The organism is Bacillus ectoiniformans (genome assembly GCF_016908875.1).
GTDB classification, from domain to species: Bacteria; Bacillota; Bacilli; order Bacillales; family Domibacillaceae; genus Bacillus_BX; species Bacillus_BX ectoiniformans.
Genome location: NZ_JAFBES010000003.1, coordinates 168,943 through 194,652, shown reverse-complemented (window position 1 = coordinate 194,652; position 25,710 = coordinate 168,943). Strand labels below are relative to the sequence as shown.

The following is a 25,710-nucleotide window of genomic DNA, read 5'->3' as shown; positions in this document are numbered from 1 at the left end:
TTTTTTCAAGCTCAAATTTCGCTTTCCCCTCAAGATTCTAGTAAAATGAAGGATACCAATCTTATAAGGAGGAACATGATGGAGCCTATCATTGTTTCAAAAGTACAAGAATCCATTGATGATTTCGCGAATAAAGAAGTATATATCCATTTAGAAACGACAAATGGTGCTTACGCTTCTCACTTTAACGAAAAGTTTTTCTCTGCTGGCGCCTATATTCGAAACGCTAAGCTGGCATATGAACATGGAAAGATCGTCGGTGAAGGTCCCTACCGAGTAGGCTTAAAGCTTGAAATCGGCTGGGTATATGCAGAGGGATTAACCCATTTCGGCTATGACGAACAAGGAAGAATGCTTTTAGCTGGCCATGATTTTGATGGGAAGCTGGCTGTAGCCCTTCAAATAGGAGAAACACCATTCAAATAAGCAAAAAAGGAAAGGAGCCCTTCACATGTTAAAGGAAATTGAAATAGAACGCCAAGTGCTGGTGATCTTTCCGCACCCGGATGATGAAGCTTTTGGGGTGTCAGGAACGATTGCTACTTATACAAACATGAATGTACCTGTTACATATGCCTGCTTAACACTCGGAGAAATGGGCAGAAATTTAGGCAATCCCCCTTTTGCCACGCGCGAATCATTGCCTGAAATCAGGAAAGTTGAACTGCAAAAGGCAGCAGAGGCTTTAAACATTACTGATCTTAGAATGATGGGTCTTCGGGATAAGACATTAGAATTTGAAGATGACGCAAAAATGACCAAACTCGTTACTGATTTGATCGATGAATTAAATCCCTCACTGATCATTTCCTTTTACCCAGGCTTTTCCGTTCACCCGGATCACGAAGCCACTGCACGGGCTGTGGTTCGAGCTGTTGAACAAATGAATCAAGCCGACCGCCCTAAACTTCATCTAGTTGCGTTTTCTAATGATACACTCGAAAAACTAGGGGAACCGGATATTGTGTACGATATCAGTCACGTCTTTGATCAAAAGATGGATGCAATGCGTGCTCATATTTCGCAAACGATCTGGCTGTTAAAAGAAATGGAAGCTCAATTGGCTAAAAACGATGAAGAAACCGTCAAACGAGTTAAATTTGAACGGTTTTGGACATATTCATTTAAAGAGTAAACAACGAGCTGCCCATCATTAGGCAGCTCGTTTTTGATTAAATTAACAGATTGAATAAAAATGGATCATTGTTAATTTCTTTATATGGGAAGCCTTTTTGCTTCATTCGTTCAATTAGTGGGAAATAATCTTCTTTATACTTCAATTCAATTCCAACGAGAACCGGTCCTTCGTCTCGATTAGTCCGTTTTGTATACTCAAAGCGGGTAATGTCATCCTGCGCACCGAGCACTTCATGCATAAACTCTCGAAGCGCACCTGCTCGCTGAGGGAAGTTAACAATAAAGTAATGTTTCAATCCTTCATAGATCAGTGAACGCTCTTTAATTTCCTGCATACGATCAATGTCATTATTGCCGCCGCTAACGATACATACGATATTCTTTCCTTTAATTTCATCCTTATAAAAATCTAGAGCTGCAATAGATAACGCTCCTGCTGGTTCTGCGACCACCGCATTTTCATTGTACAGATTCAAGATGGCTGTACAAACTTTTCCTTCAGGAATGATGACAATATCATCTACAACTTCTTTACAGATTTCCATTGTCAAGTCGCCTACCTGCTTCACGGCCGCGCCATCAACAAACGGATCAATCCGGTCTAATCTGACCACCTTGTCGTTTTCTAATGATGTTTTCATGCCAGGCGCGCCTTCAGGCTCTACACCAACAATCTTTGTTTGGGCACTGATGCTTTTAATATACGACCCGACACCTGCAGCCAGTCCTCCTCCGCCAATTGAACAGAAAACATAGTCTACAGGGTCATGCATATCATTCATAATTTCTACACCAACGGTTCCTTGGCCCGCAATCGTGCGGCGATCATCAAACGGATGGATGAAGACCATGCCTTCATTTATGCAGTACTCATTCGCCGCTGTATATGAATCATCAAATGTATCACCAGTTAACACCACTTGCACATGCTCTCCGCCGAAAAGCTTCACTTGTGACACTTTTTGTCTCGGAGTTGTGGATGGCATAAAGATTTTCCCTTTAATATTCAGCTGTTTACATGAATAAGCCACACCCTGCGCATGGTTGCCTGCACTGGCACACACAACCCCTTTCGCTCGTTCTTCTTCTGTGAGGCTATGTATGAAATTATAAGCTCCACGCAATTTAAAGGAGCGGACCGTCTGTAAGTCCTCTCTCTTTAAGTACACATTGCATTGATATCTTGCTGATAGTAATTCATTTTTTTGAAGCGGTGTTTTCACCACTACATCTTTAAGTGTTTGGTTCGCAACCACGATATCTTCAACTTTTACTTTCGTTAAGGCTTTGCTCACAATTTTCCCCTTCTTTGTGTAAGTTTTAAAAAGTATTTTAACATATGAACCCTTGCATAGATAGGTAAAAGCCGAAATATATAAAAAATTCTGCTATTTGCTCAAGCCCTGCAAAAGTTCTTGTACTATTGTATGAGCTTGACTGGAATAGTGTCACCGAATGCCATTGTTCTCTCAGTTAAAATTGTTCAAGCTATCCTTTTACCTTTCGTATTGATAAACAATCGATTCATACGGCTTTAAGTGAAGTTTTCCGGATTCACCCGGGAGAGGCGATTGTTTTTCATTAGATAGGATGATCTGCGGGTTTTTCAACTTTGGCAATAGCTCAAACGGGATAATAAAATCTGTTTCTTCCTTGTAAAAATTGTTCACTACCACTACTGCCTCTTTACTGTTTATCCGGGCATAGGCCCAAACAGAAGGGTGATCGAGATGAAGCGGAATGTAGTTCCCGGTTGAAATGACTTCAAGCTCTTTGCGCAGCCTAATTAATGTCTGATAATGATAGAAGATACTGTCCGGATCGTTTAATGCGTTTTCTACATTGATCTCCTGGTAATTATCCATTGCACGAATCCATGGATCGCCTGCTGTGAACCCCGCGTGCTCCGTATCATCCCACTGCATAGGCGTTCGGCTATTATCTCTGGACATTGCCTTAATGCCTTTCATGATAGCTTCATGCGGCATTCCTTTCGCTTTTCTTTCCTCATATATATTGAATGTTTCCACATCACGATAATCAGAAAGTGAATCAAAATGGGCATTCGTCATGCCGATTTCTTCGCCTTGATAAATATATGGCGTTCCGCTCAGCATATGCAAAGCCGTTGCGAGCATTTTGGCTGATTGAATCCGGCACTCCCCTTCATCTCCGAACCTTGACAGTACGCGCGGCTGATCGTGATTAGACCAATATAAGGCATTCGAGCAGCCATGCTCTAGAAGCTTTACTTGCCACTCAGACAAAATGGTCTTCAGCTGAATAAAATCAAATGGCTTGACGTTCCATTTCTCTCCTTCTTGATCAACCTGCATATGGTTAAACATAAATACCATATCAAGCTCCTCATGCTCCTGCTTTGTATAATCAACAGCCAATTCAGGTGTCATGGACATCATTTCTCCTACAGTCATTGCCTGATAAGGAGCAAATACCTCATGATTCATTTCTCTTAAATACTCATGAAGACGCGGCCCATGTACGAAAGAACTTTTTCCTTTCGAAGTGGCGTCTGACGCATCATCTGCAAAAGATTGCTCTTTAGAAATAAGATTGATGACATCTAAGCGAAACCCATCGACACCTTTTTCAAGCCAATAGCGCATCATTTCATACAACTCTTGTCGTAAGGATTCGTTCTCCCAATTTAAATCCGGCTGAGATTCGTCAAACAAATGCAGATAATATTGTCCGTCAGGTGCTTGTTTCCAAGCGCTTCCGCCAAAAAAGGAAGTCCAGTTATTCGGCGCTCCCCCTTCCTTTCCATCTTTAAAGATATAGTAGTCCCGATATGGACTGTCAGAATCGGCTAATGCTTTTTTAAACCATGAATGCTCGTCTGAAGTATGGTTAACTACAATATCCATAATGATTTTAATACCTTTTTTATGGGCAGCCGAAAGCAATTGATCAAAATCCTCCATGGTCCCAAACAATGGATCTATTTGAATATAGTCGCTGATGTCATAGCCATTGTCCCTCTGAGGAGAGCAATATACCGGGGTGAGCCATATTGCATCCACTCCTAGTTCAGATAAATAATCGAGTTTCGTGAGCACACCTTTTAGATCACCTATGCCATCACCATTCGCATCAGCAAAACTTTTAGGGTAAATTTGATAAATGACTGCCTTCTCCCACCATTTCACTGCTACTTCACTCCTCTCCCATCTTTCTATGTGTTCATATAGTTGCCTCTTATCTAGACTTTCACAGTTAACAACAGGGAATAGATAAAAAGCCCTGCAAAAAAGGCCCGAAAATCACTTTCTTTTTCTTCAGGGAGCTCCTCTTTCATAACATTTAAGATCGTGCCGCCTGCTATAAAGGCAAATAAAAACGCAACGGCGCTCTCATGGATCTTCGTAGAAACACCTATAAACCAGCCCGCGAGGATAGCGACGGATAATACCCACCGTCCCCGTTTGTTATAGGATTCCTTATGGGTTTCATATAATCCATGATCATTGGCAATAAAATGAACGGCCATTGCGATGAAATAAAAGAGCAAGCCTTTAACCCCTTCAAATTCACCTTGTGCAAGTAAATATCCAATTAATGCGTTATAGATCGTGAATGAAGTCATATGAACCCAGAATGTGCCTTTAGAAACATTCCGGCTCTTATCTCTTGTGACCATTTTTTCTAATCCATAAAATATGGCTAAACTGACCATCGCGAATACATATATTTCTTTCTTAAATAGACTCACATGTCCCACTCGTTCTTGATGCTCATTTAACTCAGGGAGTATATGAAGAAAAACATATGCTACGGCGATTCCTCCTGCCGCAGATAAAAATCGGCTTCGCGGCACAACTTCTAAAAATCTCATATATTTTGAGGTGAAGTGAATAATAGCAAATCCAACCGCCAGCACTAAAGTAAACAGCTGCTCCATTTAATTCTCCCTTCATTTTTTGTTCACCTTTTCCCTGTCGGCAGCTATCAAAACATGGCAAAATATATGATAAAAAGAACGCAAAAAGCGCTCTTTATGTCTTATTTTCCTATCTTTTTTCAATAGTACGCGTGTCAGTGGTTAGTGCTTGGATAATAGCCTCTGCTACGCCGTCTTCATCATTTGAAGACGTTTCATAATCACATATCGCTTTTATTTCAGGAAGAGCGTTCCCCATTGCCACAGACCGACCCACTTTTTCTAGCATGGATACATCATTAAAGTTATCTCCAATGGCCATGGTTTCCTCAAGTTTGATGCCTTTCTTATCGACGAACCTCTCTAGAGCAATGCCTTTTTGCGCGTCACAATGAGTCAGTTCAAGATTTTCACTCCCTGAAGAACTTACCGTCAAACGGGCAATTCTGTTCAAACGGCTAGCCGTTTCTTCTAATTCATCTTTGTCGAAAGAAAACACAAGAAACTTATAGATGAATTGTGATTCGTCATCAATCACTTGCTGATAGTCGTCTACAAGGTGAACGTGACCTTTTGTAAATCGTTCTTTTGCTGCTTCTCGAATTTCTTCCCTCGGCACTTCTGTGTGTGCCGTTAGATAAACATCGACCATTATATCTAACGCCGCTTCATAATTCGCCGTATATGTTTCTTGATTGGTATAAAGCTCGTAATAAAGATTCATCTCTTTTAGTATTTGATAAATGTCATGTACTTGGCTTTTTTCCATATAAGCCTGGCTGACTATATTTCCAAACTCATCGCGCACTTCCGCTCCATTCGCACAAATAATTGGACAATCAATATCTGCTTCGTCTAAAGCAAAACGCGCTTCTGAATAAGAACGGCCTGTGGCCACAATGACTTCGACCCCTTCTGACTGAGCCTTCTTTATAGCCTCTCGATTTTGCTCACTGACATCCATTTTTCCATTTAATAAAGTACCATCCATATCTGTTGCTATACACTTAATCATGATTTCACCTTCAATATTGGAATTTATTGTACGAAAATATTGTAACATGCTTTTTCTTATCTCTTCATTCATACGCTTATGAGTTGTCATTATCATGCGCAAGCTGGTGAAATTATATAAAAAAGAGCAAACAGTTACGATGAACCGTCTGCCCTTCCATTTTATACAGCCATTAATACCCCACTTGATTTCTTCCGCTTTCTTTCACAGCATAAAGCAGCTGATCTGCTTCTGTTAACACTCTTTCCGGCTGGCTAACCTTCTCTGGAAAGGAGGCTACACCTATGGAAACCGTTACTCTTACTTTTAATTGGTTGACCGTAAATGAAGAACGCGCTATCCGATTTCTGAGCTTCTCTGCAATAAGCACCGCTTCTTTATGAGCCTTCTGTTTAATAATTAAACAGAATTCTTCTCCGCCGTAACGGTAAGCACTGCCCGCATCACCAACAACATCATCTACAATTTTCCCTAGTGACCTGAGCAATTCATCCCCCGCTACGTGGCCATGCTGATCATTGAACTTCTTAAAATGATCAATATCGAATAAGACTAACGAGAATGGAACAGGCTTCTTATCAGTTGATTGCTGAAATAGAAGCTTTAATTCTTTATCAAAGCTTCGACGGTTGCCTAAAGCTGTTAAATGATCCGTATTGGCGTCAGTCATATTTTGCATAAATAGAGAATTCGTTTTAATTACATATTCGATGAGCCTATATATAAAGTAGCCTCCTATGACAGAGACAAACAAACGAAAGCCAAGTAATGTGAAATAACCGGCGTGATTTTCTAAATTAATGTATAGCGAAATCCATACAATACCTTCCCCAATTAAAATAAATAGCATAAATACGGCTCTTTTGCTCCACTTTAATCTTGAAGCAGCCATGCAAATAATCCCTATTAGAACCATATTAGCTGCGGCCAGTAAAGCTTGCGGTGAAATTTCAAATAAAATAATTCTTCCCGCCGCAATCACAATAGCCGAAATAAGGCCTGCGAGCGGCCCGATGTATACAGCAGCTGCGACTGTCACAATATGTCTCATATCCGACACCGTATGTGAGTCCAGCTTTAATGATAAAAGCATTAATTCCCACCCAAGCAATCCAGCTAATACTCCTATAACTAGAGTCGATTTCAAAGATGGCACAGACATTTTTTGCAAAATAATACCAGCAAGGAATACACCAAACGCAAGTACAGCAATATTCAAAAATAAAGTTTGTATCAATCCTGTCCACTCCCAAATCTTAATCCTTTAAACCGTTCCAATTATGGTCTTTATTACCTATTATAAGACAATTATTGGCTAATTCTTCTTTGCTGTATTTGAACTTTTCAAAACCAAATAATTTCTTGTCAATATTGTGACAAAACTACTTTTCATGTTGACTTTCATGTGATATATTCAAGTGAAAACTACAAATTATTTATATATTATGAAAACAAGAAAGACCATAGATTTTTATGCGCAAATGAATTAAAATGAATAATCATTAATAATTATACAAACATACAACGAGAGGACGTCACAATATGCAATCTGCCAATAAATTTTCTTTATCTTCTATATTATTGTTTATTATTCCTTCATTAATAGGATTAGCTTTTTTCATGGTGCCGCTTCCAACTGAAGACGGGGTAACCATTCCGATTGCCCTGCTATCAGATTCTTTACAGGGATGGATCGGTGATTATATTCCTGCCATCATGACGTATTTAATCATTGCTGCGGCTTTAGGTACAGTCATTGTTAAGCTTTTCCGCCCGGCTTTCGTTAGAAAATCGGCTTTCTTAGCGACATTGTTCGATATATCAACTGTTTGGGCAGTGATTCGTGTCATTGGTGCTATTTTTGCCTTTATGGCTTTGTATCAAGTCGGACCAGAAATCATTCATTCAGATGTTACTGGCGGGCTGCTTTTAAATGACTTACTGGCCATTTTGTTTTCTACATTTTTATTTGCTGGACTTCTTCTTCCATTACTATTGAACTTTGGTTTACTTGAATTCGTTGGTTATTCTTTAACGAAAATTATGCGACCGCTGTTTAAGCTTCCTGGCCGTTCATCTGTCGATTGTTTAGCTTCATGGTTAGGTGATGGAACGATTGGCGTTTTATTGACGAGCAAACAGTACGAACAAGGCTATTATACGAAAAAAGAAGCGTCTATTGTGGGTACTGCCTTTTCTGTGGTTTCTGTTACCTTCTGTTTAGTCGTGATTTCTCAAGTAGGACTTGAGCGTTACTTTATCCCGTTTTACGTAACTGTCATTGTTTCTGGAATTATAGCCGCCTTGATCTTGCCTCGCATTTATCCTTTAGCTAACAAAGGAGATACCTTTATTAATGATGACGAGAGAAAGGGCGATGAAGAAAGCATTCCATCTGGCTATTCACCTATTTCTTATGGGTTTGAACAAGCTGTTGTGCAAGCGAAGAAAAATAAACCCTCAGAAGTTGTTTCAGATAGCTTCAGAAACGTTTTTGATATGTGGCTTGGTGTAGCACCTGTTGTCATGGCGCTTGGAACGATTGCTTTAGTTATTGCGGAATATACACCTGTTTTCCAATGGTTAGGTGTTCCCTTCATTCCTTTATTAGAGCTATTGCAAATTCCATCAGCAGCTGCCGCATCAGAAACCATCATGGTTGGCTTTGCCGATATGTTCTTGCCGGCCATCATCGGAGCGGATATTGAAAGTGAATTAACACGCTTTGTTATCGCTTGTTTATCTGTCTCACAATTGGTTTATATGTCCGAAATGGGCGGTCTATTGCTCGGTTCAAAGATTCCCGTTAACTTAAAAGACCTAATTATTATTTTCTTATTAAGAACCCTTATTACATTACCTATCATCGCTGCCGCCGCTCATTTAATTTTCTAATCACGAGATGGGCGCATATTTAAGAACCTGTCTGATTCATTTAGGACAGGTTCTTTGCTTTTTTCAACTAAGTAAAAGGCTTGAATAAAGCAAAAAGTAAAAATCATTAGTATACTAGAATGAAAGATCACATCGAAAGGAAGTGTTTGTTAACGTGACCAATAAAACCTGGTTTCAAACAGGAATTGCCATCATACTTTTCTTGTTAATTATTATGCTTTTTAGAGATATACGCGACGTTTTCAGTCCTTTGTATATCGTGGCTAAAACCGTTTTTTTGCCGCTTATCTTCGCAGGCGTTCTGTTCTATTTAACCCGTCCTTTAGTCAATTGGCTTGAAGACAAAAAATTGCCGCGCTGGGCCGCCATTTTATCTGTATTTATACTTTTAGGCCTAACCTTTTGGATTATTTATGCCATTGTCGGACCTATTTTTAACAATCAGGTATCCAAGCTTGTAAAGAATGTTCCGCAGATGACGAAAACAGCGGAAGAAGGAATTGATTACTTAATTTCCCAAAAAGAAAGACTGCCAAAGTTCGCCATTGAATCATTAGAAGATGCGGCTGGTCAAATTGAGAGCTATGCCATGTCACTTGGCACATGGCTCATCACCTTTCTGCAAGGGCTGCTCCAAGCAGTGATCCTAGTTGTATTAGTTCCTTTCTTTTTATTTTATATGTTGAAAGACAGAGAAGCATTCGCTCCATTTATAGCAGGGTTTTTCTCGGGAGACCGCAAAGCATGGGTAAGAAAAACCTTGAAGGACCTTGATGAAACCTTAAAGTCTTATGTACAAGGACAATTGCTAGTCAGCTTCCTGGTTGGTGTCATGCTTCTAATCGGATATTTAATCATTGGTCTCGACTATTCTCTGATCTTAGCGATCGTCGGCATGGTGACGAATGTCATTCCCTTTCTCGGCCCTTACCTTGCCGTCATTCCAGCGATATTCGTTGCCTGGACTCAAGATCCGCAAATGGTCATCTATGTGGCCATTATTATGCTAGTCGCGCAGCAAGTAGAATCGAACTTAATTTCACCTAATGTCATGGGAAAAGCGCTAGATATTCACCCATTAACAGTGATCACCCTTATTTTAGCTGCCGGAAACATCGCCGGTATCTGGGGAATTATCTTAGCCATCCCAACCTATGCCGTAATCAAAACGATTGCGACTAATTTGTATCATAAGCGTAAAGAAATCAGAGACATGGCTACAAAAGAAGTCTAACAGGCCTTTATCATTCACTCCCTCTCAGACCTTTTTAGGATTGTGAGGGGGTTTTTTTAAAATCACTCTTCTCCTCTCCACATTCAAAACAGAGCAGTGCTCCCTCTATCTTCATTCCATTTAAAAACCCATCTAAACAATAAATATCTTTCTGGCATTTTTCACATTTTCCAACGAATTCCCTCATATTCAACCTCCTAATTTTTTGATTTTTCTATTAATTAATTTTATCGGTAAAGGGTATAACTTGCTAGGTTTCCTTCTTAAATATTTCATAAAAATCGGGAGGATAGCTCTTTAGCTCTAAAAGTATTTTAGTATAATGAAGAAGTATGATGTTAGACCTTTCACGTTTTGGAAAAATTATTCACCTGTTTAAATGATATCTTTGAGCATATCTGCAAGACAAGGAGGAAAAAATATGAATGTGCTTCAGATCATAACGGCAGCTATGCCCGTTTTAGCTGTTTTCATTTTACTCGTATTATTAAGACTTCCCGCTGCAAAGGCGATGCCGCTTAGTCTTATCGCTTCAGCCCTTCTCGCCTACTTCATTTGGCAAGTGCCGGCTACTCATATTGCAGCGGCTACTATTGAAGGGATGATCATCGCCGTATCCATTCTTTGGATCGTATTTGGCGCGATATTATTACTGAATACATTGACAAAAAGCGGTGCGCTGGACTCGATACGGAAAGGCTTTATCGGTATCTCTCCCGACCGAAGGGTTCAATTAATTATCATCGCTTGGCTATTCGGTTCATTTATTGAAGGCGCCGCCGGATTTGGAACTCCTGCCGCCATAGGTGCCCCTTTGCTAGTGGCACTAGGATTTCCACCACTCGCTGCCGTTTCACTTGCTTTAATTGCGGATAGCAGCTCCGTTTCTTTTGGAGCCGTTGGAACCCCCATCATAGTCGGTGTTGATCAAGGGCTTCAGCAGGGCAGTTCCATTGCGAAAGAAGTGGCTCCTGTTCTCTCTGCACAGAATCAAACACTTGAACAATACCTGCAAGGTGTCGCGGTTCAAGCATCAACCATCGATTTATTCATTGGAACCTTTATTCCTCTGATCCTGATTTCCATGCTGACTCGTTTCTTTGGCAAGAATCGTTCATGGAAAGAAGGCTTAGCTTTATGGAAATTTGCCCTTTTTGCTGGATTAAGCTTTACCGTTCCTGCTTTTATCGTAGCCAATCTGCTTGGTCCAGAATTTCCATCTATCATAGGTGGACTGGTCGGCCTAGCTATTGTTGTACCTGCGGCTAAAAAAGGCTTCTTGCTTCCTGAAGCTGCGTGGGGCTTTGAGTCAGAAGAAAAGGCAAGCAAGGCAAATGAATCTTCCTTGCAGAAACAGCCGCTTCCTTTGTGGCTGGCTTGGGTGCCATATGTATTAGTAGCTGTCTTTCTTATTTTAACCCGTTTAAATGTACTTCCATTTAAATCTGCTTTGCAGTCTGTCAAGGTTGGCTGGAGCAACATTTTAAATACACCAATAAGTACCTCGTTTGAACCCCTGTATCTTCCGGGTACAGTATTTATTGCGGTGGTATTGATTACGTTTTTCATTCATAAAATGAAGTGGAATGAAATGAGCGAAACCCTGCAGACGTCGGCTCGCACGCTCGTTGGCAGCGCCATCGCTCTAGGTTCAGCTGTTCCAATGGTCAGAATCTTCATTAATTCTGGAGTGAACCAAGCTGATTTGCTGAGTATGCCTTTGGAGCTGGCTTCTCTTATATCTAATTCAGTTGGAAATGGATGGCCAATTGTCGCTCCTCTCATTGGATCGCTTGGATCATTTATTTCTGGAAGTGCCACATTCAGCAATATGATGTTTTCACTGTTTCAATTTAGCGCTGCCGCCCAATTAGACATGAATCCCGAACTCATCCTAGCGCTGCAGGTGCTTGGATCTAACGCCGGCAATATGATTTGTGTATTAAATGTAGTAGCAGCCGCTTCTGTCGTAGGTCTAGTCGGCAAGGAAGGAGCAATCATTCGAATGACGATGATTCCCATGCTTTTTTACGTGCTTACCGCTGGTTTAATAGGTATAAGTGTAGCTTTCTTTCTATAAAATTCGCTCTGCTGCCTGCAACATGAGAATAACAACTTAGATGGACAAAGGAGATTTTTTCGTTGAAAAAAAATTCAATTATGGCCGTTTTCATTATTGTTCTGATTTCTTTCAGCTATTATCTATTGTCTCGCAGCGATTCTGCACGGTCGCAAAATAACGATTCGGAGCATACAGCCACTGTCTTTGTACACGGATATAAAGGAACTCTCCATTCTTTTCAAAGCATGCTTTACCGTTTTGAACATGAATATGGCTGGGGGAAAAAGAGCTTAATCTGCCGAGTAACGAAGGAAGGGAATGTTTTAGTCACAGAGCCTTCTTCGTATGATGCGAATGATAATGTTTTTATTCAAGTGCACTTTGAAAGCAATCGGGCAAGCTTTAAGGACACCTCTTATTGGCTGTCAAAAGTCATGTATGTCTTAAAGGAAAAATATGATATTGGCCAGATGAATATTGTCAGTCATTCTATGGGAGGCTTAATTACAACTAAATATTTGGAAGATTACTCAAAGGACTCTTCCTACCCAAAAGTGAAGAAGTTCATTGCCATCGGCAGCCCGTTTAACGGCTTGAAGAATCGACAATATCTTGAAAAAAATAACGGAGAGGCAAAGTACGACCTAATGCCAAACTCAAAAGCCTTGCAAGATTTATATAAACATCGCAAGGATTTTCCAACAGAAGTTGAAGTATATGCCATTGCCGGCACCGGAGACCAACTAGTGACGGTAAAAAGCGCACAGGCATTAGAAAAGATTGTTCCTGCCTCTAATTATAAAGAAACGATCATTGACGACCGCAGCATTTCGCATAGCGGATTACATGAGAGTGTAAAAGTTGATCGGCTTGTTGGAAACTTTTTATGGAATAATTAACGAAACGCTCCCGAATACACTGTTCGGGAGCGTTTCTTATGTGTAATGACTATAACCAGCGTAAGATACAATCATTCGACAAAATCATGTATATTTCCCTGGAAATATACTTATTTAAAGCCTGTGAAGGATTTCTTTGCATATCTGCTCAATAACGGATGGGTTGATCTCTTTCCCTTGAAGTTCCTCGGCCTCTTCTCGAGAGCGTTTGCCTTCTTCAAGAAAAGCCGTCCCTTTTTTCATCCATTCCCGGTAGCGCCCAGAGATCTCATTCAGCTCCACTTCAAATTTCTCATCTGTGCCGCTTACCACCGCTTCTTGATAGACATCTATGAGGTGATCATTCGGACCTTCAGGGAAATATTCATGCGGAGCCGTGCTGTCAAAAATCGCAAATCCAAGTTCGCGGACTATAATCATATCTAAACTGTCAGGATCTAATCCGCAATGATATATTTCTGTGTCAAATCCTTTTTCTTCGGCTTTTGCTGCGATTTTTTTCATCATGGTTGATTTTCCTGTTCCGGGACGACCTTTAATAAAATATCTGGCCGATAAGCCCTCCGTTAATTCCGGCACAAAATCAACTGCCCCTTTAAAGGTAGCCGCCCCTAAGAACCGACGCTTAACCGTGGCTTTCTTTTTAGCCTCTTTTTCCCCAAATAGCTGCTGAATGGTTGTATCTGCGAGCTCATTCGCTTTTTCCTTATTTAAGTGGCTGATATATATATGTTCCCACTCATCATGAACAGCGAGCGCCTGCTGAAAACAAGCATAGGCATTTTTATGGGCGATCTCATACCGCTCCGCTTGCAAAGGCGTCTCTTGCTTGGATGCACGATCTTCTAATGTAATGAATTGAACATCTTTGGCTATCGAAGAAGGATTAGTGGCGCCAAGCGTGGATTCAATCACAATAGCCGTTCTTTTCTCTGGCAGGACAATGCCCTCGGGCTGCTCAGGAGCAGTTAAACAATGAATGAACTCTGCCCGTTCCCCTGCTTTTAATAAATGCTGTTCTAGCTGCTGCATACAAGTTAAATTCTCTGAGCTCGTGCCGCCTTTTAAAATAAACAGCCGCTCCATATCCTTTAAGTTCGTGTCAAGCAAACTGTAATAACCTTTAGCCGTGTTTCCTTTTGTGAAATATCGTATGGTTTTACTGCTCATGCTCACACCTCTTTATCCTTTTTTTCCATCCCTTATCTATATGCTTTATGCTGAAAAAACATGAACATTTTTACTGACAAACAAGTTGCCTAACGAAAAAAAGCGCTCCATAGCAATAGCTGATGGAACGCTCTCTTCTATCTATTAAACGATCGTTTTAGAAACATGTGGCTTATTTAAAAATGTCTCGGTGGGCTTCTTTAATACTGGCTAGCACATCATCTACACACTTAAATTCCCGGCCAATCTTGTAGCTTTTAATACTCTTCAAGCAGCACTCTTCTCCAGGATCTTTCATGATTTTTACATACTCAGCAGTATCGCCTTCAATTTCTTCAAAACCATTCTCGCTAAAAATCGCGTCTGACTGCTGCAGCTTCTCATAAATCACCATAAAATTTTCTTTCATTTCACCAGTAAAATAGCTTTTAGAATCCACAAGGTTTTCAACGATCACTTTCATTCACTTCCTGTTCTTAAGTTATGAGCCTATTATATAAAATCCATATAAAAAGAGTACCCCTATTACAGTGATTTTATAAAAAACACACATAACAGTAACATATCCTTCACACAATTTTCATTGATTTTTTCTCTCGAGATGATCTTCCATAAAAAGTAAAAATATAGTTATTTTTCACACTATTTAGACGATAAAACCTATTGCTCATTGACTGTTAATTCATACTCATTGACTGCTTTTATCACCCTTTTTAAATCATCTACAGCCAGCTCCATTTGAGCGCCGATCTTACCGCCGCTGACTACCAACCGGTCCAGAGTTGACGAGGAAGCATCTATAAATGTCGAGTACAGCTTCTTCATTCCTACAGGCGAACATCCGCCTCTAATATAGCCTGTGTGTTTTTGAATATCTTTCACCGGAAGCATTTCTAGCTTTTTCTCTCCTGCTGCTTTTGCCGCCTTTTTTAAATCCAGCTCCTTTTCTACCGGAATGACAAACACATAAAGCTGTTTACTTGCTCCGACAGTAACAAGTGTTTTATATACTTCCTTTGGGTCCTTTCCAACTTTCGCTGCGACAGATACTCCGTCAATCTTTCCATCATTAGAATCGTATGTATAGACTTCGTATGGAACCTTGCTCGAATCAAGCATTCTCATCGCATTTGTCTTGGCTTTGCTCACAACGGACACCCCTTCTTTAAAAATCGGTATGCAATAAGTATAATCTAAAAAAGAGGTGAGATGAAAACTATGGATCATAATACGACATCAGCCATTATGGAAGTGATGAAAGAATTTTTCCCATCTAATACTTCGGTGGCTGTTTCAAACGCGAAGACATTTATTTATTATCAGCCAAGTAAATTAGTTGATCTGCATATTCAGCCGGGAGAACCTGTGAAACAAGGCAGCGTAACAGCAAAAGCTATTGCTGAAAAACACCAGGTGTCCGAATATATTGACAGTGAAGTGTATGGGATTCCCTATTACGCCATGTCTGTGCCTACTTTTGACGGCGAGGAAGTGACAGGTGCTATTACTACCATTTTCCCTGCTAAACCTACTCCTATCTCAACTAATTTCTTTACTATTAAATCGGAAGACCGCTGGTACCCTGTTCCATATGAACAAATTATTTATTTAGAAGCGGAAAATAGGAAAACAAAAGTACAGGCGCTGAACGGGGACGGCTATCACAAACTGAATTTAACGGAGCTTGAATTTATGCTTCCTGATGATTTATTCATCCGCGTTCACCGGTCTTATATTGTAAACGTCAATCATATTCAAGAAATTCAGCCCGATTCTCATTCTACTTTCCTGCTCATTATGAAGAATCGAATGAAAATCCCGGTAAGCCAAACCTATTCAAGTACATTTCGAAAGGCATTAAATTATTAATTCGTGCTTTATGCCGCTTATTTTCTGCTTTGTCTCTATTTTAAGGCTTTTCATTCCAAAACGAATGAGAGCTAATCATTAAATTGATAGAATATTAAAAAAGCGACAAGGGGGATTTGCGGTGAACCAACGTATTACGGATCGCTTGCGTAATATTGATTTACAACAAAGAATTGTCACAGCTGATGAGGCCGCTTCTTGGATTGAAGACGGCATGACACTTGGATTAAGCGGATTTACAAGAGCAGGAGATGCGAAAGCAGTGCCCATGGCCCTAGTGGATCGCGCTAAAGAAGACTCGTTTAAAGTAGATGTTTATACTGGGGCTTCCCTCGGATTCGATATTGATAAGCTAATGGCTGAGGCCGGAATTATTAACAAACGTTTGCCATTTCAAGCTGACTCTTCGATGCGCAAGAAGATTAATCAAGGGGACATGTATTTTACAGACCAGCACTTATCTCAAGTAGCTGAATGGGTTCGTGCGGATGTGTTAAATCCGATCGACTTTGCGATTGTAGAAGCAACGGCTATCACAGAAGATGGCGTGATCATTCCAACCACTTCTGTCGGCAATTCCTCTATTTTTCTTGAAAAAGCAAAAAATATTATCATTGAACTTAATTTAGCTCAGCCAGCTGCACTTGAAGGGCTTCATGATATTTATGATACAGGTAACCAAGGAGAGCGCTTACCGATTCCATTAACATTAGTGAATGACCGAATTGGTACGACAGGCATTCACATCGATGTAAACAAAATTAAAGGAATTGTATTAACAGATGACCTAGATTCTCCGTCCACGATCGTTCCACCAGATAAAGAGACGGCGACAATGGCTGCCCATTTAATTGATTTTCTTCGTGAAGAAATCAGCAACGGCCGGTTAACCAAGTCACTGGCTCCGCTTCAGTCTGGTATTGGCTCTGTAGCGAATGCCGTTCTGCACGGGCTGCTGGATTCTGAATTCGAAGATCTAGAAGTCTATTCAGAAGTTCTGCAGGACGCTGTGTTTGATCTGCTGGACAGCGGGAAAGTCCGTTTCGCTTCTGGATGTTCGATTACTTTATCTAAGGAAAAAATGGCTGAGGTGTTTCCTCAGCTGGATAAGTATCGCGATCAGCTCGTTCTGCGTCCGCAGGAAATTTCTAATCATCCAGAGCTGATTCGCCGCATGGGTCTAATTTCGATTAACACGGCTCTTGAAGCTGATATCTATGGAAATATTAATTCTACTCACGTTTCCGGTACAAAAATGATGAATGGCATCGGGGGCTCAGGTGATTTTGCCCGCAATTGCCGTTTGGCGATCTTTGTCACGAAGTCTATCGCTAAGGAAGGAAATATTTCGAGCATTGTACCGTTTGTTTCACACGTGGACCATACGGAGCACGATGTAGATGTATTGGTGACTGAACAAGGATATGCTGATCTTCGCGGATTGGCTCCTCGTGAACGAGCACGCAAGATCATTGATCATTGCGTACACCCGCAATATAAACAACAGCTGTCCGCTTACTTTGAAGAAGCGAAACAGCGCGGAGGCCAAACTCCTCACATCTTGGAAAAGGCTCTTTCCTGGCATACAAACTACGCTTCTAAAGGTACGATGAAAATGGCAGAAGCCAAAGACTATAGCCATACTTATTGATAACGTCGGCAAGGCGGCGGATGTTGCAAAACCCATTTTCCTAATCTCAAGCAAACGACGCACAAGTCCTGAAGCCGCCTGGCGTTAATATAAAATAATGATAAAAAAACGAAACCCTATCTCTAACTGTCATAAAAGGCGGCTCAATATGAGCCGCCTTTTTACTAGGCAAATACCGATCTACTCTATATAATAAAGTATCTGAAAACTGCATTTAATCAAACAACGGGAAGTATATTAACTTTAGTGTTTTCAGTCCTAAAAATTCCGACATCAAGAAAGTAGGTGCGTGCAAATGAATATTCCAGTACAAGAGCCTGTTATTATTTTCGGCATAGCGATTATTGTGTTTCTTGTCTCTCCGTTAATTATGAATAAGTTGAGAATACCAGGAATTATCGGACCGATCGTTGCCGGTATAATTATTGGACCTAATGGATTCGGCTTGCTTGCCCTTGACGAAACAATTAAATTGCTTGGAGCCGTCGGTTTATTATTTATCATTTTCATAGCCGGCTTGGAGCTTGATATCGATGGATTTAAGAGATACCGCCATCGCAGTATTTTATTTGGGCTCCTGTCCTTTTTTATTCCGCTGATCTTTGGTACGGCCATCGGTCTTTATGTAGAATTTGGCTGGGCTGCCGCTATTCTGCTCGGATCAATACTTGGTTCACACACACTCCTTGGCTACCCGATCGCAAGCAGACTTGGAATTGCCAAAAATAAAGCAGTAACAACTGCCATTGGCGGCACGCTTATGACAGACACACTAGCCATGCTTTTCTTAGCAGTAATAGCAGGTGCTGCTTCTGGTGAACTAAGCCTGCAATTTGGGATTACACTTGCTTTATCCACTGTGGCGTTCGTTCTATTTATCATGATTGGCACACCTAAAATCTCTAAATGGTTCTTTCGCAATTCCCATAATGAAGGTACACTTGAGTTTAATTTCGTCATGACTGTGTTATTTGTGTCAGGTTCTTTAGCTCTTTTCGCTGGTCTGCAGCCGATTATTGGCGCCTTCTTAGCAGGTCTTGCTTTAAATCGGTACATTTATGATCATGGCGTCTTAATGAATAGAATTCGATTTTCTGCTAATGCCTTGTTTATTCCATTCTTCTTATTATCCGTTGGAATGCTGATGGACTTAAAGGTGTTAATGAAAGATCCTAGTGCTTGGATTCTGACCCTGCTTATTTTAGCAGGCGTGATTATCGGTAAAGCATTAGCCGGTTGGATTGCTTCTAAAGTTTATAACTACTCTAAAGCGGAAAACCGGGTCATTTTTGGGTTGTCGATCTCTCAAGCAGCCGCTACCCTTGCATCTACACTCATCGGCTTCCAACTGGAATTGCTTGATCAGGCTACGGTAAACGCAGTCATTATCATGATTCTTGTCACATGTATTATTGGTCCTTACATGACAGAAAAGTACGGTAGAAAATTATCTACGGCTGATGAGGCAGAAGAGGAAAGCACAGTGGAGAGCCCAGAACGCATCCTTATCCCTGTGGCTAATCCCGACACCATGGAATCCCTGTTAGATCTAGCCTTTGTCATTCGCCAAGCGAAAATGACTGAGGAACCTCTCTATCCCCTCAGTGTAGTAAGAAAAGATGTCAAACAAGCAGAGCATCAAGTAGCAAGGGCTGAAAAAATGCTTGGGCATGCCGTCATGTACTGTTCCGGTGCAGAGGTTCCCGTTCGCTTGCTGACACGAGTCGATGAAAACGTGGGAAGAGGCATCGAGCGAGCAGTAGCGGAAGAGAGAATTACCACTATCATTGCTGGCTGGAACGGTTTAAAATCAACGGAGAAACGCTTGTTTGGCGGTGTCATTGATAATTTCCTTGACCATACAAACCAGCGAACGATTATTGCTAAGCTTGGGCACCCGCTCAATACAACGGATCGACTTGTGCTTTTAATTCCGCAAAACGTTCATCAAAAGCCTGGGTTTAAAGATAGCTTGAAGATCATTAAGCAAATATCCGCCCAGCTGAATGCACCGATCCATTGCCTCTTGCTCAGGGGTGAAAAGGAAATTTTCCAAAAGGTGTTTAATCATATAAAACCTGTTACGCCAACTGTTTTCACAACTGTTGAGAGCTGGGAAGAGCTTTATCGGGATAGAGTAGAAGAGTTAAGAAAAAATGATCTAGTGATTGTTATAAGTGCCAGAAAAGGAACCATTGCCTGGCATCCACAATTAGAATTAGTTCCTGAAAAAATGGCGACCGTCATCCCAGAAAGCTTCCTCATTTTTTATCCGACCGAAGCCAGTGAAGTAGATATCCGAGGAGCAAGAGGCACAGAAGTCCCTCGGGAATTGCTCTTTAAGAAGGATTATGACGAAATGTAAAATGCGCTGTTTAGGTGCGACTGGCAAATAGGCTTATCTCTAAAAGGGTTCTTTGCCTTTAAGGGATAAGGTCTTTTGACCCGAGCTCCTACCGCATTTTACTAGACAACACCGAAACAAAAAACACACGAATGCACTTTGGCATTCGTGTGTTTTTTGATGTTCTACTTTCCATTTCTCTGTTCAGCTATTTTTTCTTTAATTTTATTTATTTCCTTGCTTGGAGGTGACAGACTGACAACGACATCGCCCGTTTCTCCTTTTACTTCGTTTTTCTTCGTGTAAAATTCAAGCTTTCCTGTTGATTTTAAAATGAACAGTAAAATAGCTGAATCATCTCGTTCACTCAAATATTGTTTGTACGTATATTGCTCAGTCAGCTCTGTTTTTCTAAAAACGTAATGATTGTTCACTTTCGTATTTAAATCAAGCCATGTCGTATTTTTTGTAAATAACGAACGGCCTCCGATGGTATGCCCAAAATCATTAGATTTTTGCTGACCATCAACATAGTTATTTAATTGATATAAATTGTTTCGGCCGATTTCTGGAATAAATGTATTGCACACTAAAGCGTTATAAGCATCATCATCAGTCGCTGCAATTAAGTGTTCATATGGGTTCATATCTAAGTGATACTCTGTTTGTTCCGATAGAACTTCTCCAAAATACGTCGGAACTCCTGCTGTTCTTGCGGCATGCAGCTTTTGCCAAGAAGCATCTGCAATTAAGACAGGAATGTTCAGATCATCAAGGGTTTTAGCAAGTCTAACTGAGAAATTACTGCTCCCGACTAGAAGCACACCTGGCTTATCGTCTACAGCTAAGCCTAGTTTTTGTGCAAGCCAGCCAATTGAGAACCCATGTGCGCATACGGTTGCAAACACAAGAGCAAACGTTAATGAAGTTAAAATCTTGGCATCTTCATATCCCGCTTCGAGCAATGAACTGGCAAAGTAACTTGAGACGGTTAAGGCCACAATACCTCGCGGAGCTATCCACCCGACCAGCGCTTTTTCCTTGTTCGTTAAATCTGTTCCTATGGTAGAGACCCAAATCGATAATGGGCGAACAACAAACAGCATAAGCAGCACAAAAAGTATAATTTGAATATCCATTATTTGCTTTAATGTGTCTACTGATAAAGAAGCTGTCAGCATAACAAAGATAGTGGAAATCAACAGTATAGAAATATTTTCTTTAAAATGGCGCATATCATTAATGGAAGAAATATGCATATTGGCCATAACCATTCCCATTGCCGTAACAGCTAACAGTCCTGTCTCATGCATGACTTCATCCGAAATAGCGAAACACGCAATGACAGCTACAAGCACAATGGGAGACTTTAAATACTCGGGAATATGCCCGCGTTCAAGCATGATTCCGATTGATTTCCCTAATGCCCAGCCTAACACCACTGCAAAGGTGGAAGCAGCCAAGAATAGAAGCAAAGTCGTCACATTTACTTGCCCTGTTAAAAATTGAATAAATTCAAAAGCGAAGACCGCTAGAAGCGCTCCGAATGGGTCGACCACAATCCCTTCCCATTTTAAAATGGCTGCTGTTCTCGGCTTAAGCTTTGCTTGCCGCAGTAAAGGCAAAATAACAGTAGGCCCTGTCACAATAAACAAGCCGCCGATGACAAACGCCACCGCCCAAGATAAGCCCGCCACATAATGCGCACCAAGTGATCCTAAGATCCAAGCAATAAATGCGCCAAGAGTGACAATCCTCGTAATCGGCCGTCCAATTCCACGAATCTCCCGAAAGTCTAAATTTAAACTTCCTTCAAATAAGATAATAGCCACAGCCATCGCAATGAACGGCTTAAATAAATCACCAAACACTTCTTTCGGATTAACCAGACCAAACATCGGTCCAATGGCCAGCCCAGCTAAAGACATAACAACAATAGCAGGCATGCGAAAGCGCCAGGCAATCCATTGTGAAACAACACCAATTAATCCAATAATCATTAAGTTAAATAATAGGGAATCGAACATAAACGCCTCACTTCTATACTGATTTTTTGTATAGTCCTATCTTATCTTTTTCCCCCTTTTTTTTCATGCTTAACGCTTGAATTGCATTTGTTTTTCTGTTTCTTATTATGCACAAAAAAAAGACTCCCTACCACTTCTGGCTTGGAGCCTTTCAATCATTAACCGCCCATTGAATCACGAGGGTTTTTGGCTATTGAATTTTCTTTCAGTTCTTTTGGCTTTTCCTGAATATCTTTTGGGTCAAGGCCGTGTCCTAAAGTGCCATATGTACGGTCAGGATAAGGGTCAACCAATTCAGTCTTTGTCTTATAAATACGAGGTGTTTTGTACAGCGTCGCAAGCGCCTCTACTAATGGCATCTCATGATAACGTTCCGGCCAGCGCTTCTTCAGCTCTGCTTTTACAAGCGGATAATACTTAGAACTCATACCCGGAAATAAGTGATGCTCTGTATGGTAGGAGAAGTTAAAATGCAGAAAATCTACCCATTTAGGCACCGTCACTGTCAAGCTGTTAGCCAATGGATCATTAACCGGAGTTAATGGATTTAAACGATGGTTGGTCGAAATGTACGCCATTACGATGAAGTTTCCGATTAGCAGCGGAATCAAGAAGGCGAAAATCCACTTCACAGGCCCTATCCATACCAATAATCCAATCCATACTGTCCAAGGAATAATCAGTTGCATCCAAACAGCCGCGCGTTTTTCTGGTTTAAATTCAGAAATAAACCTAGCGAACATCCGGCTTGAATGAAAGGTAAACGTGATGGCCAAGAAAGCTAGTCCCAAGAAAGCACGAATAGAAAATGGCATACGATACATTCTTTGAAGAAATTTGCTGCTTGCAAACTCTTCAATCGTCGGCCAGGCATCCGGATCCTTACTCTCATCCTGAGTATGAATATGGTGCGTCATATTATGCCATTTTCTCCAAAGGCGAGGCCCTGTCGATAATGGAGCAAAGGCAATCGCGCCCGTTAAATCGCGAATCCACGCTTTTCTTACCACCGTTCCGTGGAGAATCTCGTGTCCAAGAAGCCCCATTCCTGCATAACAGCCGCCAAGAACTAAGGCAATGAGTAGGTTCGTCCATATATTAAAGTCAGTTAATGCAATTGTTAAAATCCCTGCTGTAACAACAAGCAAATAAGCAAGACCACCCCAAAGTCTACCAGGAACCGGTTTAAATGCTTCTTTCGGAAGGTGCGGTGCGACACGCGCAGCGTACCAGCCAAATGATTGAAGATCATCTTTCACTTTTACATTCCCTCATTTCTAAAATTGATCGAAAACAATAGATCCCCTAATGACTATTTACAGTTTCACTATGCCTAATCGTACCACTCCATTTTCTAATTTGTCAATAAATTTAATACTTGGTATTAAACACAGATAATAAATACAGGTGCTACTTCTTATGCACCTATTATTGTACAGACAGAATCCATTTGTTTTACAATACAGACAAACGCTTGATCTTTGCCAGAAAGGACGAACGATATGAAAAACATATCTCTCTATCGCATAGTAATTATTGTCAGCATGGCTGTAAAGTTCTTTATACAAGTGGTTTACTTTCAGAAAAGACATAAACGTAACTGGAACAGACAAGTGAACGACCGCTTTGAAGCTCTTTTAAAAAGACAAGCCTCTGAATATAAACGAACGGCTCTTCACTTAGAAGGTTTACTGATTAAACTTGGACAATTTTTGAGTACACGAGCCGATATCATGCCTCCTGTCTTTATTCATGAATTAGAAGACTTAATTGATCGCGTGCCGAGCGTGCCTTGGCTAGAAGCAAAAGAGACGCTTGAAGAAGAATGGAACAGTCCTTATGACCAAGTTGTAGCGGAGATCAACGAGCAGCCGGCTGCATCAGCGTCAATCGGGCAAGTCCATCGCGCTCAATTGCCCAATGGTGACATGATAGCTATTAAAATACAGCGGCCCGGAATAGAACGAATTATTTTAACGGATTTTAAAGCCGTCAAAATTGTGATGTGGCTTGCTAATCGATTTACTTCTTTCGGCAAACAGACCGACCTTTCCTCCCTCTATCACGAAATGACGGTTGTCATTGGACAGGAATTAAATTTCCGGAAAGAGCTGCAAAATGGCCTTTATTTTAAAAAGCGATATCAATCGACACCCGGCGTCGATATTCCTGCTTATTACGAAGATTATTCCACCAAACGCGTTCTCGTGATGGAATGGATCGAAGGGGCACGGATTACCGATTTAAACTTCCTCTCTAAGCACAAGATTGACCGTCACGATTTAGCCAAACAGCTCGTCTCGATCTTCTTAGAACAGCTGTTGCAGGAAGGGAAATTTCATGCTGATCCCCATCCAGGAAACATTTTGATTCAGCCTAATGGCACGGTTATTTTAATTGACTTTGGCATGGTAGGTGAAGTCAATCGAGAAGATGCCACCTATATTCGACAATTAGTAGAAGGGATTATTGTCGAAAATTACGACCAGGTACTAATAGCGTTAGAAAGACTCAGATTCCTCCTTCCTTCAGCGGATAAGAACCAGATAAAAAAAGTTATTACCACTTTGATCCATACTTATACCGAACAAGACTTAACCGCTATGGATGACTATGTCGTTCAGCAAATCCTAGAGGATATTCAAAGAATAGTCAAAAAACAGCCTATACAGCTGCCAAGTGAATTCGCTTTTTTAGGACGGGCTGTTTCGACTTTCGTAGGAATATTGCACATATTAGATCCACATATTGATTTATTGGAAGTGGGAAAACCCCTTGTTCTTAAATGGATCAATGAAAATTCGGCAGAGAAAGGGAAAAGTGCAGGAAAGCAAGCTTTACAAGTTTTTAATCAGTCTATCCGTCCCCTTCTTTCATTGCCGCGACAAATTCAGCAGGCACTCGACGAACCTAGACAATACCGGGAATGGATAGAGACGAAAGATCGGCTGGCGCTAGAGCAAACCTATGTGCTTTCTAAAAAGAGAGACGCCTTCTATTTTATGATCATAAGCTTAATTTTCGGAGGGATCGCCAGTCTATTTGAGCAGAGTATATTGCTTTACGGTAGCGGTACGTTATTCATTATCAGTTTCTTTTACTATTTATCCACTCTTCGTTCCCATCGAAGACTTTTAAAGAAAATAAGATAGTTTCGGCCTCAGGCTATACCATCGCCTGAGGTTTTTCTGTGCCCTTTTGAAAATCCTTGATGGACATTCATTATTTTCAATCCCTTCACATATTTATAGAGAGTTGAAACGAATATAGAGGAGTGGATGACGATGAATTCATCTCAACCAAGCTTTTTCAGTTTAATTGACCCTTATGTGTATCAAACGCTGCAAACCATTATTGGGAAAGAAGTAACCGTACAAACCATGCAAGGATCTCTGCGAGGCTCATTAAAGACGGTCATGCCGGATCATGTAGTTATTGAGGTCAGCGGCACACCATTTTTCGTTCGGATCCAGCAAATTGTTTGGGTATTTCCTAATTAAGGGGAG

At 40.8% G+C, this 25,710-nt stretch carries 22 protein-coding genes; 11 read left to right on the top strand and 11 right to left on the bottom strand.

Annotated elements, in window-relative coordinates:
- The first annotated feature begins 78 nt into the window (after positions 1 to 78).
- Complete coding sequence (locus JOC78_RS06100; protein WP_204553613.1) at positions 79 to 426, top strand: YojF family protein; 348 nt, start codon at positions 79 to 81, stop codon at positions 424 to 426.
- A gap of 25 nt (positions 427 to 451) precedes the next feature.
- Positions 452 to 1,135 carry a bacillithiol biosynthesis deacetylase BshB2 gene (bshB2, locus tag JOC78_RS06095; RefSeq protein WP_204553612.1) on the top strand — a complete coding sequence of 228 codons (684 nt, stop codon included), beginning with the start codon at positions 452 to 454 and terminating at the stop codon, positions 1,133 to 1,135.
- 37 nt (positions 1,136 to 1,172) lie between these two features.
- Here the strand turns inward: bshB2 and ilvA are convergent, their stop codons facing one another.
- The 5 genes from ilvA to JOC78_RS06070 all read right to left on the bottom strand — a co-directional run bounded on the left by ilvA (position 1,173) and on the right by JOC78_RS06070 (position 7,290).
- The gene (gene ilvA, locus JOC78_RS06090) at positions 1,173 to 2,435 is read right to left on the bottom strand and encodes a threonine ammonia-lyase IlvA (protein WP_204553776.1); all 1,263 of its coding nucleotides are present in this window, start codon (positions 2,433 to 2,435) and stop codon (positions 1,173 to 1,175) included.
- 198 nt (positions 2,436 to 2,633) lie between these two features.
- Complete coding sequence (locus JOC78_RS06085) at positions 2,634 to 4,307, bottom strand: alpha,alpha-phosphotrehalase (RefSeq protein ID WP_338023174.1); 1,674 nt, start codon at positions 4,305 to 4,307, stop codon at positions 2,634 to 2,636.
- A gap of 53 nt (positions 4,308 to 4,360) precedes the next feature.
- The gene (locus JOC78_RS06080) at positions 4,361 to 5,059 is read right to left on the bottom strand and encodes a hypothetical protein (RefSeq protein WP_204553611.1); all 699 of its coding nucleotides are present in this window, start codon (positions 5,057 to 5,059) and stop codon (positions 4,361 to 4,363) included.
- A gap of 109 nt (positions 5,060 to 5,168) precedes the next feature.
- Positions 5,169 to 6,053 (bottom strand): Cof-type HAD-IIB family hydrolase, encoded by an 885-nt coding sequence (locus JOC78_RS06075; RefSeq protein WP_204553610.1) that lies wholly within the window; start codon positions 6,051 to 6,053, stop codon positions 5,169 to 5,171.
- Between the two features lie 172 nt (positions 6,054 to 6,225).
- Positions 6,226 to 7,290: a GGDEF domain-containing protein gene (locus JOC78_RS06070; protein ID WP_204553609.1), complete on the bottom strand. Its 1,065-nt coding sequence runs from the start codon at positions 7,288 to 7,290 to the stop codon at positions 6,226 to 6,228.
- Positions 7,291 to 7,595: 305 nt separating this feature from the next.
- Here JOC78_RS06070 and JOC78_RS06065 point away from each other — a divergent pair, with 305 nt between their 5' ends.
- Positions 7,596 to 8,948 (top strand): YjiH family protein, encoded by a 1,353-nt coding sequence (locus tag JOC78_RS06065; protein WP_204553608.1) that lies wholly within the window; start codon positions 7,596 to 7,598, stop codon positions 8,946 to 8,948.
- Between the two features lie 154 nt (positions 8,949 to 9,102).
- Positions 9,103 to 10,182, top strand: coding sequence for an AI-2E family transporter (locus tag JOC78_RS06060; protein ID WP_204553607.1), 1,080 nt, complete (start codon positions 9,103 to 9,105; stop codon positions 10,180 to 10,182).
- 34 nt (positions 10,183 to 10,216) lie between these two features.
- Here the strand turns inward: JOC78_RS06060 and JOC78_RS06055 are convergent, their stop codons facing one another.
- Complete coding sequence (locus tag JOC78_RS06055; RefSeq protein ID WP_204553606.1) at positions 10,217 to 10,369, bottom strand: hypothetical protein; 153 nt, start codon at positions 10,367 to 10,369, stop codon at positions 10,217 to 10,219.
- Positions 10,370 to 10,603: 234 nt separating this feature from the next.
- Between JOC78_RS06055 and JOC78_RS06050 the strand changes: the two genes are divergently transcribed.
- A complete protein-coding gene (locus JOC78_RS06050; protein WP_204553605.1) occupies positions 10,604 to 12,262 on the top strand; it encodes an L-lactate permease in 1,659 nt (552 codons plus the stop codon).
- A gap of 62 nt (positions 12,263 to 12,324) precedes the next feature.
- On the top strand, positions 12,325 to 13,143 hold the full coding sequence (locus JOC78_RS06045) for an alpha/beta fold hydrolase (RefSeq protein ID WP_204553604.1): 819 nt from the start codon (positions 12,325 to 12,327) through the stop codon (positions 13,141 to 13,143).
- Positions 13,144 to 13,257: 114 nt separating this feature from the next.
- On the opposite strand, the gene JOC78_RS06040 is transcribed toward JOC78_RS06045, so the two are convergent.
- The 3 genes from JOC78_RS06040 to ybaK form a co-directional block, all read right to left on the bottom strand.
- Positions 13,258 to 14,313, bottom strand: coding sequence for a hypothetical protein (locus JOC78_RS06040; RefSeq protein WP_204553603.1), 1,056 nt, complete (start codon positions 14,311 to 14,313; stop codon positions 13,258 to 13,260).
- A gap of 172 nt (positions 14,314 to 14,485) precedes the next feature.
- On the bottom strand, positions 14,486 to 14,776 hold the full coding sequence (locus tag JOC78_RS06035; RefSeq protein WP_204553602.1) for a hypothetical protein: 291 nt from the start codon (positions 14,774 to 14,776) through the stop codon (positions 14,486 to 14,488).
- Positions 14,777 to 14,973: 197 nt separating this feature from the next.
- Positions 14,974 to 15,462, bottom strand: a complete 489-nt coding sequence (gene ybaK / locus JOC78_RS06030) for a Cys-tRNA(Pro) deacylase (protein ID WP_204553601.1) — start codon at positions 15,460 to 15,462, stop codon at positions 14,974 to 14,976.
- A 69-nt stretch (positions 15,463 to 15,531) separates the two neighbouring features.
- Between ybaK and JOC78_RS06025 the strand changes: the two genes are divergently transcribed.
- From JOC78_RS06025 to JOC78_RS06015, 3 genes are all read left to right on the top strand, one after another.
- Positions 15,532 to 16,182 carry a LytTR family DNA-binding domain-containing protein gene (locus JOC78_RS06025; protein ID WP_204553600.1) on the top strand — a complete coding sequence of 217 codons (651 nt, stop codon included), beginning with the start codon at positions 15,532 to 15,534 and terminating at the stop codon, positions 16,180 to 16,182.
- 121 nt (positions 16,183 to 16,303) lie between these two features.
- Positions 16,304 to 17,833 (top strand): succinate CoA transferase, encoded by a 1,530-nt coding sequence (locus JOC78_RS06020; protein WP_204553599.1) that lies wholly within the window; start codon positions 16,304 to 16,306, stop codon positions 17,831 to 17,833.
- Between the two features lie 295 nt (positions 17,834 to 18,128).
- Positions 18,129 to 20,198 (top strand): cation:proton antiporter domain-containing protein, encoded by a 2,070-nt coding sequence (locus tag JOC78_RS06015; protein ID WP_204553598.1) that lies wholly within the window; start codon positions 18,129 to 18,131, stop codon positions 20,196 to 20,198.
- 164 nt (positions 20,199 to 20,362) lie between these two features.
- Here JOC78_RS06015 and JOC78_RS06010 read toward each other — a convergent pair whose 3' ends face one another.
- Entirely contained in the window at positions 20,363 to 22,204 is a 1,842-nt protein-coding gene (locus tag JOC78_RS06010) for a cation:proton antiporter (RefSeq protein ID WP_204553597.1), read from the bottom strand.
- Between the two features lie 158 nt (positions 22,205 to 22,362).
- Positions 22,363 to 23,463: a Delta(10) desaturase DesB gene (gene desB, locus JOC78_RS06005; protein WP_204553596.1), complete on the bottom strand. Its 1,101-nt coding sequence runs from the start codon at positions 23,461 to 23,463 to the stop codon at positions 22,363 to 22,365.
- Positions 23,464 to 23,706: 243 nt separating this feature from the next.
- On the opposite strand from desB, the gene JOC78_RS06000 reads away from it, so the two are divergent.
- Both JOC78_RS06000 and JOC78_RS05995 read left to right on the top strand, forming a co-directional pair.
- Positions 23,707 to 25,356, top strand: a complete 1,650-nt coding sequence (locus tag JOC78_RS06000; protein ID WP_204553595.1) for an ABC1 kinase family protein — start codon at positions 23,707 to 23,709, stop codon at positions 25,354 to 25,356.
- 126 nt (positions 25,357 to 25,482) lie between these two features.
- Positions 25,483 to 25,704: a YuzF family protein gene (locus tag JOC78_RS05995; protein ID WP_420829904.1), complete on the top strand. Its 222-nt coding sequence runs from the start codon at positions 25,483 to 25,485 to the stop codon at positions 25,702 to 25,704.
- The last annotated feature ends 6 nt before the right edge of the window (positions 25,705 to 25,710 follow it).

Bases quoted from the DNA above. Each gene is read 5' to 3' on its own strand.
- JOC78_RS06065 (WP_204553608.1), top strand. From the start codon at position 7,596: ATGCAATCTGCCAATAAATTTTCTTTATCTTCTATATTATTGTTTATT.
- JOC78_RS06075 (WP_204553610.1), bottom strand. From the start codon at position 6,053: ATGATTAAGTGTATAGCAACAGATATGGATGGTACTTTATTAAATGGA.
- JOC78_RS06000 (WP_204553595.1), top strand. From the start codon at position 23,707: ATGAAAAACATATCTCTCTATCGCATAGTAATTATTGTCAGCATGGCT.
- JOC78_RS05995 (WP_420829904.1), top strand. From the start codon at position 25,483: ATGACGATGAATTCATCTCAACCAAGCTTTTTCAGTTTAATTGACCCT.
- JOC78_RS06035 (WP_204553602.1), bottom strand. From the start codon at position 14,776: ATGAAAGTGATCGTTGAAAACCTTGTGGATTCTAAAAGCTATTTTACT.
- JOC78_RS06100 (WP_204553613.1), top strand. From the start codon at position 79: ATGGAGCCTATCATTGTTTCAAAAGTACAAGAATCCATTGATGATTTC.
- JOC78_RS06015 (WP_204553598.1), top strand. From the start codon at position 18,129: ATGAATATTCCAGTACAAGAGCCTGTTATTATTTTCGGCATAGCGATT.
- JOC78_RS06080 (WP_204553611.1), bottom strand. From the start codon at position 5,059: ATGGAGCAGCTGTTTACTTTAGTGCTGGCGGTTGGATTTGCTATTATT.
- bshB2 (WP_204553612.1), top strand. From the start codon at position 452: ATGTTAAAGGAAATTGAAATAGAACGCCAAGTGCTGGTGATCTTTCCG.
- JOC78_RS06050 (WP_204553605.1), top strand. From the start codon at position 10,604: ATGAATGTGCTTCAGATCATAACGGCAGCTATGCCCGTTTTAGCTGTT.
- JOC78_RS06025 (WP_204553600.1), top strand. From the start codon at position 15,532: ATGGATCATAATACGACATCAGCCATTATGGAAGTGATGAAAGAATTT.
- JOC78_RS06055 (WP_204553606.1), bottom strand. From the start codon at position 10,369: ATGAGGGAATTCGTTGGAAAATGTGAAAAATGCCAGAAAGATATTTAT.
- JOC78_RS06010 (WP_204553597.1), bottom strand. From the start codon at position 22,204: ATGTTCGATTCCCTATTATTTAACTTAATGATTATTGGATTAATTGGT.
- JOC78_RS06040 (WP_204553603.1), bottom strand. From the start codon at position 14,313: ATGAGCAGTAAAACCATACGATATTTCACAAAAGGAAACACGGCTAAA.